This is a genomic window from Trichocoleus sp. Lan (genome assembly GCF_039961855.1).
In the GTDB taxonomy this organism is placed as follows: Bacteria; Cyanobacteriota; Cyanobacteriia; order Cyanobacteriales; family FACHB-T130; genus FACHB-T130.
Window position 1 is genome coordinate 15,958 of record NZ_JAMPKA010000002.1, and the last position, 17,086, is coordinate 33,043.

At 48.7% G+C, this 17,086-nt stretch carries 14 protein-coding genes; 8 read left to right on the forward strand and 6 right to left on the reverse strand.

Going from position 1 to position 17,086, the window contains the following annotated elements; translation table 11 throughout:
• Positions 1-144: 144 nt before the first annotated feature.
• Both purL and pdhA read right to left on the reverse strand, forming a co-directional pair.
• A complete protein-coding gene (gene purL / locus NDA03_RS01660; protein WP_348237094.1) occupies positions 145-2,502 on the reverse strand; it encodes a phosphoribosylformylglycinamidine synthase subunit PurL in 2,358 nt (785 codons plus the stop codon).
• A gap of 185 nt (positions 2,503-2,687) precedes the next feature.
• Positions 2,688-3,722 (reverse strand): pyruvate dehydrogenase (acetyl-transferring) E1 component subunit alpha, encoded by a 1,035-nt coding sequence (gene pdhA, locus NDA03_RS01665; RefSeq protein WP_190410195.1) that lies wholly within the window; start codon positions 3,720-3,722, stop codon positions 2,688-2,690.
• 169 nt (positions 3,723-3,891) lie between these two features.
• On the opposite strand from pdhA, the gene NDA03_RS01670 reads away from it, so the two are divergent.
• The 6 genes from NDA03_RS01670 to NDA03_RS01695 all read left to right on the forward strand — a co-directional run bounded on the left by NDA03_RS01670 (position 3,892) and on the right by NDA03_RS01695 (position 11,712).
• A complete protein-coding gene (locus NDA03_RS01670; protein WP_348237095.1) occupies positions 3,892-6,330 on the forward strand; it encodes an IMS domain-containing protein in 2,439 nt (812 codons plus the stop codon).
• An 88-nt stretch (positions 6,331-6,418) separates the two neighbouring features.
• Positions 6,419-7,381 carry an AEC family transporter gene (locus tag NDA03_RS01675; RefSeq protein ID WP_348237096.1) on the forward strand — a complete coding sequence of 321 codons (963 nt, stop codon included), beginning with the start codon at positions 6,419-6,421 and terminating at the stop codon, positions 7,379-7,381.
• 747 nt (positions 7,382-8,128) lie between these two features.
• Complete coding sequence (locus tag NDA03_RS01680; protein WP_348237097.1) at positions 8,129-9,397, forward strand: DUF4912 domain-containing protein; 1,269 nt, start codon at positions 8,129-8,131, stop codon at positions 9,395-9,397.
• Between the two features lie 99 nt (positions 9,398-9,496).
• Positions 9,497-10,066, forward strand: coding sequence for a hypothetical protein (locus NDA03_RS01685; RefSeq protein ID WP_190410199.1), 570 nt, complete (start codon positions 9,497-9,499; stop codon positions 10,064-10,066).
• Between the two features lie 23 nt (positions 10,067-10,089).
• Positions 10,090-10,491: a DUF2358 domain-containing protein gene (locus tag NDA03_RS01690; protein ID WP_190524184.1), complete on the forward strand. Its 402-nt coding sequence runs from the start codon at positions 10,090-10,092 to the stop codon at positions 10,489-10,491.
• Positions 10,492-10,524: 33 nt separating this feature from the next.
• A complete protein-coding gene (locus tag NDA03_RS01695; RefSeq protein ID WP_190426895.1) occupies positions 10,525-11,712 on the forward strand; it encodes a TRC40/GET3/ArsA family transport-energizing ATPase in 1,188 nt (395 codons plus the stop codon).
• A gap of 112 nt (positions 11,713-11,824) precedes the next feature.
• Here the strand turns inward: NDA03_RS01695 and NDA03_RS01700 are convergent, their stop codons facing one another.
• Together NDA03_RS01700 and NDA03_RS01705 are read right to left on the reverse strand one after the other, a co-directional pair.
• Positions 11,825-12,025 carry a chlorophyll a/b-binding protein gene (locus NDA03_RS01700; RefSeq protein WP_348237099.1) on the reverse strand — a complete coding sequence of 67 codons (201 nt, stop codon included), beginning with the start codon at positions 12,023-12,025 and terminating at the stop codon, positions 11,825-11,827.
• Between the two features lie 30 nt (positions 12,026-12,055).
• Positions 12,056-13,075: a succinate dehydrogenase/fumarate reductase iron-sulfur subunit gene (locus NDA03_RS01705; RefSeq protein WP_190410203.1), complete on the reverse strand. Its 1,020-nt coding sequence runs from the start codon at positions 13,073-13,075 to the stop codon at positions 12,056-12,058.
• A gap of 453 nt (positions 13,076-13,528) precedes the next feature.
• Here NDA03_RS01705 and NDA03_RS01710 point away from each other — a divergent pair, with 453 nt between their 5' ends.
• Together NDA03_RS01710 and NDA03_RS01715 are read left to right on the forward strand one after the other, a co-directional pair.
• On the forward strand, positions 13,529-13,954 hold the full coding sequence (locus NDA03_RS01710) for an AbrB family transcriptional regulator (protein ID WP_190410204.1): 426 nt from the start codon (positions 13,529-13,531) through the stop codon (positions 13,952-13,954).
• 229 nt (positions 13,955-14,183) lie between these two features.
• The gene (locus tag NDA03_RS01715; protein WP_348237100.1) at positions 14,184-15,065 is read left to right on the forward strand and encodes a type II CAAX endopeptidase family protein; all 882 of its coding nucleotides are present in this window, start codon (positions 14,184-14,186) and stop codon (positions 15,063-15,065) included.
• A gap of 17 nt (positions 15,066-15,082) precedes the next feature.
• On the opposite strand, the gene cbiE is transcribed toward NDA03_RS01715, so the two are convergent.
• Complete coding sequence (gene cbiE, locus NDA03_RS01720; protein WP_348237101.1) at positions 15,083-16,360, reverse strand: precorrin-6y C5,15-methyltransferase (decarboxylating) subunit CbiE; 1,278 nt, start codon at positions 16,358-16,360, stop codon at positions 15,083-15,085.
• Positions 16,361-16,454: 94 nt separating this feature from the next.
• A complete protein-coding gene (locus NDA03_RS01725) occupies positions 16,455-17,072 on the reverse strand; it encodes a cobalt-precorrin-8X methylmutase (protein ID WP_190535987.1) in 618 nt (205 codons plus the stop codon).
• Positions 17,073-17,086 lie beyond the last annotated feature (14 nt).

Genomic DNA, 17,086 nt, shown 5'->3' on the forward strand with positions numbered 1-17,086 from the left:
TGTTGAGGCAGAGAAAAACTAACCAGGCTTAGTAATTCTTAATAATCTCATAACAAAGCGTTAATGTCGCTAGCCGAAGACATAGACCAGGAATTTAGCGATGTCTGGGTCAGCGATTTCTGGAAGTAAATTGGGGAAGGTTGGCTAAACGGTTAAACGGCGTTGGATAGCATTGTGATAAGCATCGCCCATTTTCTTAATGCTAACGTCTATCAAAGTTTGGCTTTGAGTCGTAAAAACCCGTAACTCGCTGTCCGGTTTTCCGACACGACCCATTTGTTCCCAGCAATCTTCCAGTTGCTCCTTTAAATAGGATTCCCAAATTTCTTGGTGTTCTTGCACGACAGAAACTAAAATTCGCGCTCCCCCTTCACCAAAAAGGATAGAATCCCAGCGTACAGAGGGTTCTGGAGGAAGTTTCCAGTGAATTTCGGCTCCCAAATTGCTAGCAATGCAAGCTTCCGAGAGAGCGATCGCAAGTCCTCCCTCAGCACAATCGTGAGCTGAGCGAATCCAACCTTGACGAATTCCCTCCCGGCAAGCAGCTTGTACCCGGCGTTCCAAATCAAAATCTACGGTGGGCGGTTTACCAGCGACAATGTCATGAATGGCTGACAAATACTCGGAAGCACCTAACGTGACTCCCTCTGGTGAATCCAAACGTTTTCCCAGTAAATAAATTAAATCTCCCTCGGCTTGCCAAGCTTGGCTGCAAATTCGCGTAATGTCAGGAATTAACCCCACCATCCCCACCACGGGCGTCGGATAAATTGGCTGGGGATTTCCGTCAGCGTCCAGGGTTTCATTGTAGAGAGACACGTTGCCGCCAGTCACCGGCGTTCCCAATTCCCGACAAGCTTCCGCGATTCCCCGACAAGCATTTGCGAGTTGCCAATAACCCACTGGCTTTTCTGGACTCCCAAAATTTAGGTTATCCGTGACTGCTAAAGGTTCGGCTCCCACACAACTAAGATTACGAGCCGCTTCTGCGACGACTGCCTTGGCTCCTTCATAGGGATCAAGATAGACGTAACGAGCATTGCAATCGACAGTGGCAGCAACCCCTTTGTTCTCTCCCTGGTTAATCGAGTAATTTGGCGAAGGTTCTAGCGGACGCACCCGCACCACGGCTGCATCTGCGCCACCTGGAACAATCACAGTATTGTTTTGCACCTGATGGTCGTACTGACGATAAACCCAACGCTTAGAGGCAATTGTGGGAGTATCTAACAAAGTCAAAAGAATGTCATTCCAGGTGAGAGAACGACCTTGAATTTCAATGCCAGCACTGGTACAAGTCGGAAGGCGATCGCTTGTCCACTCCCAAGCTACACGCGCATACTCTGGCGCTTCAGTCAACAATTCTCGGTGATAAATGGGCGTATTATCCGCCAAAGCCGTTGCTGAAATTTCTGCCGCCACGCCGCCTTGGAACAAAATCCGCACAATCGGCTGCTCAATCACAGTGCCTGCAACGACAGCTTGTAGACCCCAGCGGTGGAAAATATCAATTAACTCCTGTTCGCGCCCCTTGTAAGCAACAAACAGCATCCGTTCCTGAGATTCAGAGAGTAAATATTCATAAGGCACCATTCCCGTTTCCCGCACGGGAATTTTGTCTAGATCCAGTTCAATCCCAACGCCACCTTTAGCTGCCATTTCTGACGTGGAACAGGTAATGCCTGCTGCACCCATATCCTGCGCGGCGGCAACAGCACCCGTTTTAAAGGCTTCTAAGCAAGCTTCAATGAGAGATTTTTCTAGGAAAGGGTCGCCCACTTGTACCGCTGGACGGTCATCCATCGACTCATCACTGAGTTCTGCACTCGCAAAACTCGCCCCGCCCATGCCATCTCGCCCAGTCGTAGAACCCACATACAGCACTGGATTTCCAATCCCTACGGCTCCAGAGGTGACAATTTCCGGAGTTTCCATCAATCCTAGTGCCATTACATTCACTAGGGGATTGCCAGAATAAGCTGGATCAAAATAAACTTCACCGCCCACAGTAGGGACTCCCACACAATTGCCATAATGGGAGATTCCCGACACCACACCATTGAACAGTCGCCGCGTCTTGGCATCTTCGAGAGAACCAAAGCGGAGGGAGTTTAACAAGGCGATGGGACGCGCACCCATTGTAAAGATATCCCGGAGAATCCCGCCGACTCCCGTTGCAGCCCCTTGAAACGGTTCAACTGCTGAGGGGTGATTGTGAGATTCGATTTTAAATGCGAGTTGCAGTCCGTCGCCCAAGTCTACAACACCAGCATTTTCTCCTGGCCCGACGAGAATGCGATCGCCGTCAGTCGGAAACTGCTTGAGTAATGGTCGTGAGTTCTTGTAGCAGCAATGCTCCGACCACATGACGCCAAACATCCCTAGCTCAGCTTTATTCGGATGACGCCCTAGCCGTTGGACAATGTCTTCGTATTCTTCTGGTTTTATACCTTCTGCGGCAATTTCTTCGGGGGTAAACGGAGCGGATGAGATTGTAGACATGGAACCCTTGCACGAACGGCACAGGGTTATTGTATCGATATTTCCCCGCTACTTATGCGGTAAATGTGCTTGTAACTTTAACGGATATAAAATTGTGTCAATTTTAAGGAGTTTTAAAGCGCATCTAAAAAAATAGAGTAGGCATTGCCTACCCTATATTTGACTACCGTTATTAACGCTAACTGTTAATCATCACCGGCAAAAATATAACGGTACAGTTCGCTAGGATCGGGTTCTGGGCTTTCCTCGGCAAACTTCACCGCATCGTCGATGACGGCTTGGATTTTCCGGTCAATTTCCTTAAGTTCTTCTTGGTCTACCAGATTGTGTTCTACAAGATGAGCAGCCAACTTTTTGATTGGATCGCGGGCGAACCAATATTCCTTCTCATTTTTAGAACGAAGTTCGTCAGGGTCAGCGAGAGAGTGACCTCGGAAGCGATAGGTTAGGGCTTCAATCAAGGTTGGCCCTTCACCCGCACGGGCACGCGCGATCGCTTCCTGGGCGACTGCACGAACTGCTAACACGTCCATCCCATCAACCTCAACACCTGCCATACCAAAGGCATGGGCTTTCTTGAAAATTTCTGGTACAGAAGTTGCCCGTTCGTGCGCCATACCAATTGCCCACTTGTTGTTTTCCACAACATACAAAATTGGCAGTTTCCACAGCGCCGCCATATTCAAGCATTCAAAAAATTGACCGTTATTCGCTGCACCGTCGCCAAAAAAGCAGGCGGTTACTTGATCGGAACCGGCATCTCCCAAGGCTTCGCGGCGGTACTTACTGGCAAAAGCCGCACCCGTAGCAACAGGAATCCCTTCAGCCACAAAAGCATAACCTCCCAGCAGTTTATGCTCCGAGGAAAACATATGCATCGAGCCGCCGCGCCCTTTACTACAGCCGGTTGCCTTACCAAACAACTCAGCCATTACCTCTTTTGCAGGCACCCCAGCACTCAGAGCATGAACGTGGTCGCGGTAGGTGCTGGAAACATAATCCTCATCTTGGCGCATTGCCTTGATGACGCCAGTTGACACAGCCTCTTGACCGTTATATAGGTGGACAAAACCAAACATTTTGCCCCGGTAGTACATCTCGGCGCACTTATCTTCAAAAAACCGCCCCAAGACCATGTCCTCGTAAAGGATCAATCCTTCTTCTTTGGTGATTTGGGTTTGATCGGCGTGAAAGACGGGTAAAATGCGTTCCTGAACCATTGATTTAAGGGATAAACTTGACGTGATTGGTTGAACGGCGGTTTTTATCTACCAAGATAAGCTTCTACTATAGAAGCTAGGGGGTATAATTATCGCACCTATTCTATCGTTTATGTTCGCTCGTACAGATACAGATTAATTTAGTTGCCTGGGGCTGAGGAAGTAGACTGTGAGAATTCCGCTCGATTACTACCGGATTCTGGGCCTGCCGATTCAGGCTACGGCTGAGCAGTTGCAGCAAGCGTATCGCGATCGCGCTCTGCAACTTCCTCGACGAGAGTATTCAGAAATCACGATCGCCGCCCGAAAACAACTGCTAGACGAAGCTTACGCGATTCTGTGCGATCCAGAACAGCGTTCCGCTTACGACGCTACATTTCTGACAAAAACATACGACCTGGATTCAGAATCAGGAACAGCAACTCGTCAGGAAGGAAACGGTACAGCAGACGCCGACCTTGACCCTTATACGCCCAGCATCGAAATTCAAGATGAGCAATTCGTTGGGGCATTGCTGATCTTACAGGAGCTAGGAGAATACGAACTGGTGCTGAAGCTGGGACGTCCCTTCCTCAGCCGTGCTAGCACCAGTATCGAAAAGGGTCGTTTGGGCAACCCTCAGCTAGTGCAACCAGATATTGTGTTGACGCTGGCATTGGCGTGTCTGGAACTAGGCCGAGAGCAATGGCAGCAAGGTCAATATGAAAACGCCGCCACCTCCCTAGAGACGGGTCAAGAATTACTATTGCGAGAAGGGATATTTGCCAGCCTGCGGGGTGAAATTCAGGCGGATCTTTACAAGCTTCGCCCGTACCGAATTTTGGAATTACTCGCAAGTAGTGAAGACAAAGTAACCGAACGCCGTAAAGGATTGCAGCATTTGCAAGAAATGTTGCAAGAACGCGGCGGCATCGATGGCACTGGAGACGATCAATCGGGATTGAACATTGATGACTTTCTCCGCTTCATTCAGCAGCTGCGTAGCTACTTGACCTCCGCCGAACAGCAGAATCTCTTTGAAGCAGAAGCGCGTCGTCCCTCGGCAGTGGCTACCTATTTAGCGGTTTATGCTTTACTAGGTCGGGGGTTTGCCCAACGACAGCCGGGTCTAATTAGACAAGCTAAGCAGATGCTGATGCGCTTAGGCAAGCGTCAGGATGTGCATTTGGAACAGGCGGTGTGTGCCCTTCTTCTCGGTCAGACGGAAGAAGCCAGTCGCGCCCTAGAACTCAGCCAAGAGTACGAACCCCTCGCCTTCATTCGAGAACATTCTCAGGGCGCGCCAGACTTGTTACCTGGGTTGTGTTTGTACGGGGAGCGTTGGTTGCAAGCAGAAGTGTTTCCCCACTTCCGAGATTTGGCATCGGTGCGAGCTTCCTTGAAGGATTACTTTGCCGATGATCAGGTTCAGGCGTACTTAGAAGAATTGCCAGTAGAGGAAGATACAACCAATGAGTGGGCGGTATTGCCGACTCAGCAAGTATCTTATGCTGCGACTCCCGTCTCGCGAGGGACAAGTGACTCCCCAGGATTTCGCAGACCGGAGAGTGTGGTATCTCGTTCCAGTTCGCGGAACGGCAGTGGAGAGAATGGGGGCAGGGTGAGCGATACGGCATCGCCCAATGCGCCCTCGCGTCCCACGGCTGAAGAAAGTTCGTCGCGCGATCGCCTTCAACAATTGGTGGAACAGCAATCTGGTGCGGCTCATCGAACGGCGACAATGACCGCTACAATCGATCGCCCGCAAACAGGGGGAGGATCGAATTTACCGGCGGCAGAACGAGTTTCTCGGTCTCCAGAACCAGAAGGCAACGATCCGGGCCTGCCTGGGGATTCTGCCTCGAAGCGTCAGCGCCGCCGAGGGAATTCACCGGAACAAAATGAACAACCACGGGCAACAATCGCGAGTCGGTTGCGGAGACCAGATTCTGTGTCCAAGGCATCCCCCACGGGAGGAGATGTATCAGCTCGTCGTTCAGGCGGTCGTCTTCAACGTTCTACAGCTTCCTTGCGCTCGGCGAAAACCGGACGGCTTCTTTTACTGGGACTTTCCGGGATTCTCAGTTTGGGAGTCTTGCTAATGCTAGCGACCGCTGCTTTCAGTTGGCTCCAGAGAAGTTTCTCAGGCCCGCTCTTAGAAGGAGAGCAACCAATGGTACAGCTAGCTGCTCCTCCAGTACCCATTCCCGAACCAGGCAGTAAACTACTGAGTCCATCTGGCCCTCTAACCCAGGAGACGGCTCGACAATTGGTTCAGATTTGGCTTGCTAGTAAAGCCGATGCCTTGGGTGAAGAGCATACCGTCGAAAAATTACAGCAAATCCTTGCCGATCCCGCTTTATCTCGTTGGCAAAAACGTTCTCAAAGCACAAAGAACAGTAACTCGTACTGGAAGTACAGGCACAAGGTCGAGGTGAAATCTGTTGAAATGAGCGATCGCAATCCCGATCGCGCCAAAGTGGATGCACAGGTGAATGAAGCCGCAGATTTCTATAAAGCAGGTAAGCTCAATCAAGCTTCTTCCTATGATGAAAGCCTGCGCGTGCGTTATGACCTGGTACGCAAAGATGGTCAGTGGCTGATCCAGGACATGAAGGTTCTGAGGTAGTCATTGGGGATTAGTCATGAGTCGGCTCGTCATTAGGCGACCGATTGTTAACGCTTGACCGTGGCTGATAACCAGTGGCTAATAACGAATGACCGAAACCTTATTTCATGCCTATACCCCCATCATCCTGTGGACGGTACTCGGTTTCATACTCTTTAGGTTTATCCCCAGTTCCTTACCCAGGTTGCTGGGTCGCGGTCTTTATTGGGTTGGGGTGCCGCTACAAATTCTGACGCTGGCTCGTCAGGCAAACTTATCGGAAAATGCTGGAGTGGTGCCGCTAATCGCCATAGGAGCTTTGGCGGTCGGTTTTACTTTTGCATGGCTAAGTTTGCAGGTCTGGAAACGCTTCAGCCGTGAAAATGGCGAAAGTAAAAAGTCTTCTTTTCTGCCTTTTTTAGACCGCCCTCACTACGGGAGTTTCATCCTGTCTGCCATGCTGGGCAATACAGGTTTTGTGGGGTTAGCGATCGCTCCTTCTTTGATTAGCGCTCAAGCTGTGGGTCTAGCCGTCTTCTACAGCGTCACGAATAACATCATTGGTACCTATGGAATTGGTGTCTTTATCGCCAGCTACTTTGGGCGACCCGCAAAGCGAAATCATTGGTGGATTCAACTTCGAGATATCTTGACCGTTCCTGCCTTGTGGACATTTAGTTTCGGATACCTCACTCGTTCGGTTGAACTGCCGACTCTACTAGAATCAGGACTGCAAGCTTCTGTAGGGTTTGTCATTGCTAGCTCCTTTGTGCTAATGGGGATACGGCTCGCTCAGCTGCAAGGATGGAAGAGTTTTCGGGTTGCCTTACTCCCTGCCCTGGTGAAAGTTGTGGTGATGCCAGGACTGGTGGGTATTGCAGCCACCCTAATTGGTTTATCGGGCGATGCCCGCTTGGCAATGGTTCTCATGGCAGGTGTGCCCACTGCCTTTGCGAGTTTGATCCTGGCGGAGGAGTACGATCTCGACCCAGATTTAGCCGCCAGCAGTATTGTCCTGAGTATCGGACTGCTACTGTTGATGATTCCGGTTTGGCTGCTTGTATATGGTTAATCCGAAAACGCCAATACAGGAGTTCTCGTTTCTGCCTCATTAATCTAGCTTTCTTGCCGATTACCAAAAGTTGAGCCTCTGAAGAAAGCGTTCCCAAGGCAGGGGAGCTTAAGAATGAGACCAATCTCTCTTTGCCTCTAATGATTGGGGAAGGATTGGGGCAAGGACAGATTTCAACGATATGCCCCAAAAACGATTGCCCCAAAAAAGTGACTGGGTTTCGCTTCTTTTGTCAAGCTTCTCTGACATTATAGATTTGCATGGGAACGTTTCCAACAAATTGACAAGTTACAGCGATCCCAATCCGTTTGTAATGTCAAAATATTATGACAATTCGATCCCCAAGTCCCTTATAACTTCGTAGATATACCTATAATTGGCTGAAACACCTCTTGACCTAACCCGGTATTTTTCTGCAACATGAAATTAACAAAGCGATCCCGCGATCCCAAAGAAATGCTCTAATCAGCAAATTTCTAAAATCCTGGGCGCTCAGTTAGATTCTCAATCCAGCCAAGAAAGCCAGTCAGTCTTCTTGGCGTCACAAAAGCAGCCCCTATTCAAGACTGACACCGGCTCATTCAAGACCGCAGCTAACCATTGAGACGTTACGGATTTCAGAAAGGGGATAACATGGCACAACTTTCCGAAGTTGAAGAGATGCGAAATAGCATTTTGTGCTGCTTTGCTAGTCCGTCTCTAGAGAAGTAACCTAACTGCCGCCCAAACTACCGGAGACTATTTGTTATGGCAAAAGAACGCCCACCATTGGAAGAGATGACATTAAGGCAACTCCGTAAAGTTGCTAGCGAATGCAGCATCTCTCGATACAGCAGAATGCGTAAAGAGCAACTGCTAACAGCAATTAAAGAAGTTCAACGCACCAAGATTTCTCTCGGTTCAACTCGTATAGTGGAGGCGCAAGAAGAAGTGGAAGCAGCAAAATTTGAACTGGGTCAGGAAGATCGCACAGGTGGAACCCTTGCATCCGTAGATGAAGGTCTAGGGGATCTTCCGGGTGGCTACGGTGAAAGCCGGGTTGTCCTGATGCCTCGCGACCCCCAATGGGCATACACCTACTGGGATATCCCCAACGATCATAAAGAAGATTTACGCCGTCAGGGAGGACAACAACTCGCGCTGCGACTCTATGATGTCACCGACGTGAATCTGGAATATCAAAGCCCTCACAGCATTCAGGAATATCCTTGCGATGAGCTAGCGCGGGAATGGTATTTGCCGATGCCCGTGAGCGATCGCGACTATGCTGTAGACATCGGCTACCGTTGTGCTGATGGTCGCTGGCTCGTCTTAGCTCGTTCCGCTCCCGTCCGCGTTCCTCCCGTCTATCCTTCAGATTGGATTGAAGACCAATTCATCACCGTTTCTTGGGAAGAAGACCTGCGCGGCAAGACTTTCCTCGAACTGGTTCCCCCTGCCAAGAAAATGGCAATGGCTGGCTACGGTAGTGTAGCAACAGGTGGCAATCCTATTTACGACGAAATCTTCGGCATGGCTCAGACTGTCGAAGCTCAACGGGTAGCCGGTTCGTTGTTTGGCTCCATGCAGCAAGTACCTGGTTCGATGCAGTCAGTGTCCCTTGCCGAACAAGCTCTGAGTTCCTACGTCTTCCCCTCTGGCGTTGGGATGTGGGCAGTTCCTACCGTATCTGGTCTTACCATGTCTGGTGCGGGAATGTCCGGTGCTGGCTTCTCAGGTTCCGGCATCCCGATGCGTCCTCGCCAGTTCTGGCTGGTTGCCGATGCGGAACTCATTGTTTACGGTGCTACCGAGCCAGATGCTACAGTCACAATTGGCGGTCGTCCCATCAAGCTGAATCCAGATGGCACCTTCCGCTTCCAGATGTCCTTCCAGGATGGTCTGATTGACTACCCGATTATGGCAGTGGCGGCTGATGGCGAGCAAACTCGCTCGATTCACATGAAGTTTAACCGCGAAACGCCATCGCGCAATACCAACACCAAAGAAGATGCCGTTGAGGAATGGCTCTCTTAAAAAGATGAAGGATGAGGAATGAATTCCTCCTTCTGTCCTCAATTTTCTGTCTTTTGAAGTTTCCCCCGGCTAAGGCTGGGGGTTTATTATTTGGAAATTATGAAACCTGAAGACATTACCAAAACCCTTACAGAACTATTTGATGCCGCAGCGATTGAAGCAACTGCCCCCGGCTTGTGGCAAGTAGAAACGACTCAGATGCGTCTGTTGGTGCTGCTTTCCGATGACAGTTCTTGGCTGCGAGTTCTCTTACCGATTGCACCCGCTCAAGAAGCGCAACCGTTTGTAGAACAGCTGCTGGAAGCCAACTTTGATGACACTCAGGAGACTCGTTACGCCCTGAATCAGGGAGTGCTATGGGGTGTATTTCAGCACAATCTTGAGACTTTAAATGTAGAGGATTTTTCAGGAGCGATCGCGCGACTGATTTCTCTGCATCAGACAGGTTTATCTGACTGCTTTAATCAGCTCGTTGAAAGTCGAATTAGTCAAATTATCCTGGCTGCCAAGCAGCAAGGACAATCCCTCGAAGCCACACTCCAAACCCTCGATCGATTCTACGAAGAAGGTCTCATGGGCGATTTGGATCTGCCTCCAGAGGCTCGTGAAGAAGTGCTGGCAGCATGGCGGCGTCAGTTAGAACGCCTCTGGACTGAAATCGAACCGTAGCTTCTTGTCACCCTCTAAGTCTTATGGACATCATTCAAATCCTCAAAGACGACTACCAAAGATTTCCAGAAAACCAAACCTACAGCATCTATGCAGAAGACGTTTTTTTCAAAGATCCGCTGAACAAATTTAATGGTCTTGAGCGTTACAAACTCATGATTGGCTTTATCAAAACCTGGTTTATGAACGTCAAGATGGATTTACATGACATTCGCAAATCCGGAGATACAATCCAACTTGAGTGGACTTTGAGCTGGAATACCCCTCTGCCGTGGAAACCTCGTATCGCCATCCCAGGCTGGAGTGAGTTGAAACTCAACACTGATGGAATGATTGCTTCCCATATCGACTACTGGAAATGTTCGCGTTTTGATGTGTTGAAACAACATTTGTTACCCTTAAAACAGGGAAAAAATAATAAGTAACGTAAACAATTCTCAGATAGGAAAAAAGCATTCATGCGCGTAATTTTGATGACCGGCAAGGGTGGCGTTGGCAAAACTTCTGTAGCCGCCGCTACTGGCTTGCGTTGTGCCGAACTCGGTTACAAAACCCTTGTTTTAAGTACCGATCCCGCTCACTCTCTCGCCGACAGTTTTGACTTGGAACTGGGGCACGATCCGCGACAGGTTCGCCCAAACTTGTGGGGGGCTGAATTAGATGCTCTGATGGAATTAGAAGGCAACTGGGGCGCAGTTAAGCGTTATATTACCCAAGTTTTGCAGGCAAGAGGCTTGGAAGGCGTACAAGCGGAAGAATTAGCAATTCTTCCCGGCATGGATGAAATTTTCGGTTTGGTACGCATGAAGCGCCACTACGATGAAGGCGAGTTTGACGTTTTAATTATTGACTCAGCTCCTACTGGTACGGCTCTAAGATTGCTCAGTCTACCGGAAGTCGGCGGCTGGTATATGAGACGTTTTTACAAGCCGTTACAGGGGATATCAGTAGCGCTCAGACCTCTAGTTGAACCGATCTTCAGACCAATTGCCGGTTTTTCCTTGCCCGATAAAGAGGTAATGGACGCTCCCTTTGAATTCTACGAGCAGATTGAAGCTTTAGAAAAAGTATTGAGTGACAATACTCAAACTTCAGTGCGCCTCGTCACCAATCCCGAAAAAATGGTGATTAAAGAGTCTCTCCGCGCCCATGCTTATTTGAGTTTATACAATGTTGCTACGGATTTAGTGGTGGCAAATCGGATTATCCCCGATCAAGTGACCGATCCTTTCTTTCAACGTTGGAAAGAAAGCCAGCAGCAATATCGGCAGGAAATTCACGAAAACTTCCATCCCTTACCAGTCAAGGAAGTTCCGCTTTACTCAGAAGAAATGTGTGGGTTAGAGGCTTTAGAACGGTTAAAGGAAACGCTCTATAAAGATGAAGATCCCACTCAGGTGTATTACAAGGAAACCACTCTGAGGGTTGTGCAAGACCAAAATAACTACAGCTTAGAACTTTACTTGCCCGGTATTGCCAAAGATAATATCCAACTAAGTAAAACCGGCGATGAATTAAACATTACGATAGGCAATCACCGCCGCAATTTGGTGTTACCGCAAGCCTTGGCAGCCCTGCAACCGGCTGGAGCAAAGATGGAGGATGATTATCTTAAAATCCGGTTTAGCACTCCGGTTCAGGTGTAGCCAGTTAATTTGGGTAGATATTAAGGCAGAATTTAGATGCGTAGGGGCGTGTTTATACCATGCCCCTACGGATGGAATTGGCGGTTAACCAATCCATGTCTTTAAGTGCGGATTAGCGCAAACCCAGCCAGGTAAAAAAATCCTGATGGGTGAAAAATTCTAGCATCAATAAAGCAACAAACCCTACCATTGCGAATCGTCCGTTGATTTGCTCGGAGTAGAGCGTCCAGCCGAAAGCAGGCTCTGGTTGGTTGTAATTTTCTGCGGGTGTTTCTACGGGTGATTGTTCTGGGGAAGTTGTTTCAGGATTCATTGTTTTTACTTCAATCGTGATTCAATATGATTAAGACTCAAGGCTTTGGACAGATTCAATGAGCGATCGCACTACCTCAGCCCCAGCAGACGGCTCAAACCCCAAAGGAAACTTACCGCGAGCCAGCATTCTTAATCCGAGTGGCCCCAGGCTAATCATCCCCTTGATGTCTCTAAAAGAATTTCCCACGACTTGTAAACCAAACCGACGTTCATCAATCCAACCACCTTCCTTCACTAGATCAATTAATACTTTCCGGTGACGGATTGAACGACTGGCTTGATCGTCCTTGCGGTCGAGAATTTGCTGTTTAATTTTGCCGATTTGATCCATTGGTGCCACATCCATCGGACAAACCGTATTACACATAAAACAGCGGGTACAACCCCAGACGCCTTTGGTGCCTTCGTTGTAATTTTCCAAACGGGATTCTATTTCGGCGTCACGAGAATCCGCTACCATTCGATAAGCCTTTGCAAGGGCGTGAGGTCCTACAAAATCCGAATTGACCTCACGGGCGTTGCATTCAGAATAGCAGGCACCACACAATATACAATTGCCTGTTTGATTAAGGCGATCGCGTTCTTCGGGTGTCTGTAAAAACTCTCGTTCCGGTATAGGATTTGCCCCCGTACTCACATAGGGTTCAACTACTTCAAGATGATCCCAAAAACTACGCATATCCACCACCAAATCTTTAATGACCGGCATATTGCCCATTGGTGCAATAGTAATTTCTGGGATGGCATCTAAAGGTTTTTGCGGGGCATCTGAAAGGGTAGCACTCGCTGCTATCTGTTGCAGCCTTTGCACTTCACTGCCAATATTTTCCTTACACGCCAAAGCGGAACGACCGTTGATTCGCATTCCACAACTGCCGCAAATTGTGTTGCGACAATTCTTGCGAAAAGCTAAACTTCCATCCTGCTCCCACTTAATAAGATTTAGGCAGTCCAGAATTGTGTTACCAGGATCGACATCCAACGTATAAGTCTGTACTACAGGAGAGGAATTTTGCTCCTGCCGGATGACCTTAAAAAGGACTTGCATGCTTCAAAGCTCTTCATTGCTCTTAACTTCTAGTCTAAAGCTGAATTTACGATCTGTAGACAAATAGGAGCTTTGTTTGGCATGACTTGACTTGGGGGTGTAGCTGATTTTTAGATGCTGAAGGCTTGAAGGATAAAACAGACAGCTCTCCTGTCTTACCCTCCAAAAGATAGATTTTCAGAAGTAAATACTTTACACTTTATACTTTAAACTTTACAAAATCTCTAGTCTCTAGTCTCTAGTCTGTCCTTTAACGATCTGCTATCTGGTAGTAAGAACCTCAACTTTTACCCAATTACGCAATTTTGCTGCAATCTAAGAATTTGGAGGATGCTCTTGTAAATATCCTTGTGAAAGTTGAGTGATTTAACGATATATTTTTTTAGTCAGCCAAATATTGGCATTAGACACTCTTTACTATACTGTAGATTGAAGTGTATTTTGCATATAGCGATGAGTGAAACCGCAACAGCTCCATTGACAGGGAAAGCACTGCTTCAAAAAGTAAAAGAGCTTTCACACTTACCACGGCGAGAAACAGCAAAACGCTGTGGCTATTACACCGTAACAAAGAACAACCAGACTCGCGTCAACTTAACAGACTTTTATGACGCAGTTTTAGGCGCGAAAGGTGTTCCCCTCGATCCAGAAGGAACAAAAGATGGTCGGGGTCGCGAACCAACCTATCGTGTAAGCGTACACAAAAATGGTCAAATTGTTATTGGTGCAACTTACACTGAGGCAATGGGATTAAAGCCTGGTGATGAGTTTGAAATTAAGCTGGGTTACAAGCATATTCACCTAATTCAGGTGGATGGCGGAAGTAAGACTGGAGACGATACCAGTGATGAAAGCGAAAGTGAGGAGGCGACTGCATGATCAGCGGTAATGCTTTCTGATATGGCGTTGCTTCTAACAAATTTATCGGGAAATTTGAAAGAACCAACTGCCTCTCCTTTCAAGGGAGCATCTTAGGGAAAGCAAATACATCTTTTGTGGACTAGACATAAAAGCTGCGGGGGTTCATGCTTACCCCCAGCGGTAAATAAGGCAGTTTTTTCCCAAACTTGAGGTGTTACGCTTGAGCCAATGAAAGCTGTCTTTAACAATGCCTATTTTTGAACGAGCCGATTGGTGGCTGGTATCACTTCCACAAACTCCTGCTGTGTTGAAGGCGATCGCTTTCTTCATTGTCTGGCTAGTTCTTTGGTTGCCAGTTGCGATTCCTTTGGCAGCAGTGCTAAAATGGCGACCCTTTCACCCCTTGGCTGTAGAGCAAAAGCTCCCTTTATTAGCTTCGCTCTATTTAATTGCCCCTGCGATCGTCTGGGGTGCCGCTTGGGTGGAGGGGGCTTTTTTTGCGGATTATGGGTTGGGCTGGAAAGCTTCAATATTCATTTCACTAGGACAAGGCTTTGCTTTAGGGGTGCTAAGTCTGGTAGTGGTGTTTGGCATCCAAAAAGCGTTGGGCTGGGTCGAGTGGCGATCTCAAGAGAATCCTCTCTATGAAGATACACAGAACCCCCCGCAAAATCTGTGGTCGGTAGTCGGATCTGTCTTACTACCAACATTGTTATTAGGATTATTGATTAGTGGAATTGAAGAGTTAATTTTTCGGGGATTTCTGCTTACGGAACTCCAGCAAGATTATTCAACTTGGGTAGCGGCGGCAGTTTCTAGCTTAATTTTTGCGCTGCTTCATTTGGTTTGGGAACAGCAGGAAACATTGCCTCAGCTACCGGGATTATGGCTGATGGGAATGGTATTAGTGCTGGCTCGTGTCTGTGATGATGGGAATTTAGGCTTGGCGTGGGGACTTCACGCCGGATGGATTTGGGCGATCGCAAGTTTGGATACGACGAGAGTGATTCGCTACACTGGCATGGTTCCGGCTTGGGTAACTGGTTTGGGAGAAAAGCCTCTGGCGGGTGCGGCGGGAATTTTTTGTCTGCTGGGAACTGGGATTTTAATCTGGCAAATTTATCTTTAAAATGAGCATCTTTAAAATCAGCGATTTGCTGCCAGAATCGTGACGGGATTCAGCGGGGAAAACCGAGTCAGCGATCCCACCGGCACAGAACGCGATAACTGCACTTGCAACAACTGATAATCCCATTGCTGACGCGATAACCAGCCCAAAGTCTCATTCAGGTGTTCCAGCGTGGCGAGTGCCAGTACCAAGCGCCCTGAAGCAGTTAAATGCGAATTACAGGTATCGAGAATTTCAGTTAAATTGCCGCCGCTACCGCCAATAAAGATGCGGTTGGGTGCCGGGAGGCTGTACAAAGCTTCTGGGGCGCTGCCATGAATAGAAATCACATTTTCTACTTGGAAGCGATCGCAGTTCTGCTGAATTAACATCGTGCCAGCAGCAGTTTTCTCAATCGCATACACGCGAGAAGTGGGGAATAAACGGGCAATCTCAATCGAAACTGAGCCAGTACCTGCCCCAATATCCCAAATAATTTGTCCCGGCTGTAGCGCCAGTTCTCCCAGTACAAGAACCCGCACTTCCCGCTTCGTCATCAAGCCAGGGCGATCGCTAAAACTCAAGAAACTCCCATCCGGGACTCCCAGCATCGGCAGGGCATCCAGATTCGGTAGGAATGCGTCCCCACTCTTACTCCCTGAATCAGAGGGACGTAGCAAGACAACAACATTCAAAGAAGCAAAATCTTGCTCTTGTAGAGCCGTAATTAATTGTCTTCCGACACAGGGAAAAGACCGAACTCGCTCATCGGCACCGCCTAAATTTTCACAAACCCAGAACTCATAAGTGCTAGGTAAATCTAAAGCGAGTAACAGACGAGCGATCGCTTCCGGCGTATTCTGAGTATCGGTTAATACAGCAATCTTCTCAATGCCCTGTTGCAGCGCTTGGGTTAACTCATCCAGCGATCGCCCGTGGGCGCTGATGACACGCGCATCCTGCCAGGGAACCTTAATCCGGTTAAAAGCCAGCTGAACCGAACTCAGATGCGGATGAAACGTTAATTCTGCTGAGGGTAGTTGTGCCACCAACAGCCGTCCTAGTCCAAAAAAGAGGGGATCGCCACTCACCAATACGACAATGCCGCCAGAACCCGCAGACAGGCGATCGCGAATTTCCTCAACTACCTTTGTCAAGTCACCCAGAATCAAACGTTGGGCGGAGGCATCGGGAAAGTAAGAAAGATGGCGATCGCTCCCAATTAACAGCGTCGCTTGCTCTACAATCTCCCGCACACCATGACTCAGCCCATCTGCACCATCCAAGCCAATTCCAACAACGTGTACCAGTGTCATGAATAGCGGCTGAATGCACCCGATGGCGGGAAGTCGCTGCGATACCGACTCAACGCAAATCGATTTTTCGTGACCCTAAATAGGCAGCGAATCCCTAACATTTCTCTGCCTCCCAAGCCAATAGGAGTAAAGCATTCACAATCGCGGCGGTAATCGGTGAACCGCCCTTGCGCCCCTCAATCCGAATTTGGGGTACGGGCGTCTTTTCTAGTACCGCTTTAGACTCTACGACGGAGATAAATCCAACGGGTGCGCCAATCACTAAAGCCGGTTGAATGGGTGCCGAGGGTAACTCTGCACACAAAGCCAGCAGAGCAGTGGGAGCATTACCAATCGCATAAATTGCCTCTGGAAATTCTTGCCAACATTTTAGTAAGCCGGTTTCCGTGCGCGTCTTGCCAGGGAGAGCAACGCTTGCTTGTTCCACAGCGGCAACCAGGGGATTGTTAAAGGTTTGCGCCACCATTCCCGCCACTCCCTGTTTGACCATGCCAACGTCTGTAACAATCGGCACGCGACGCCGCAAGGCAGCGATCGCGCTTTCAATCGCCCCCTCACTAAATCGAATTAATTGGGCAAATTCAAAATCAGCGGTGCTGTGGATGGCTCGACGTACAATTGCGTACTCGGAGGGGCTAAAGCGGTGTTCGCCAATTTCTCGATCGATGAGAGCAAAACTTTGCTGGAGGATGGGATGAATGGGTAAGCTCATAAATCAGGAGTCAG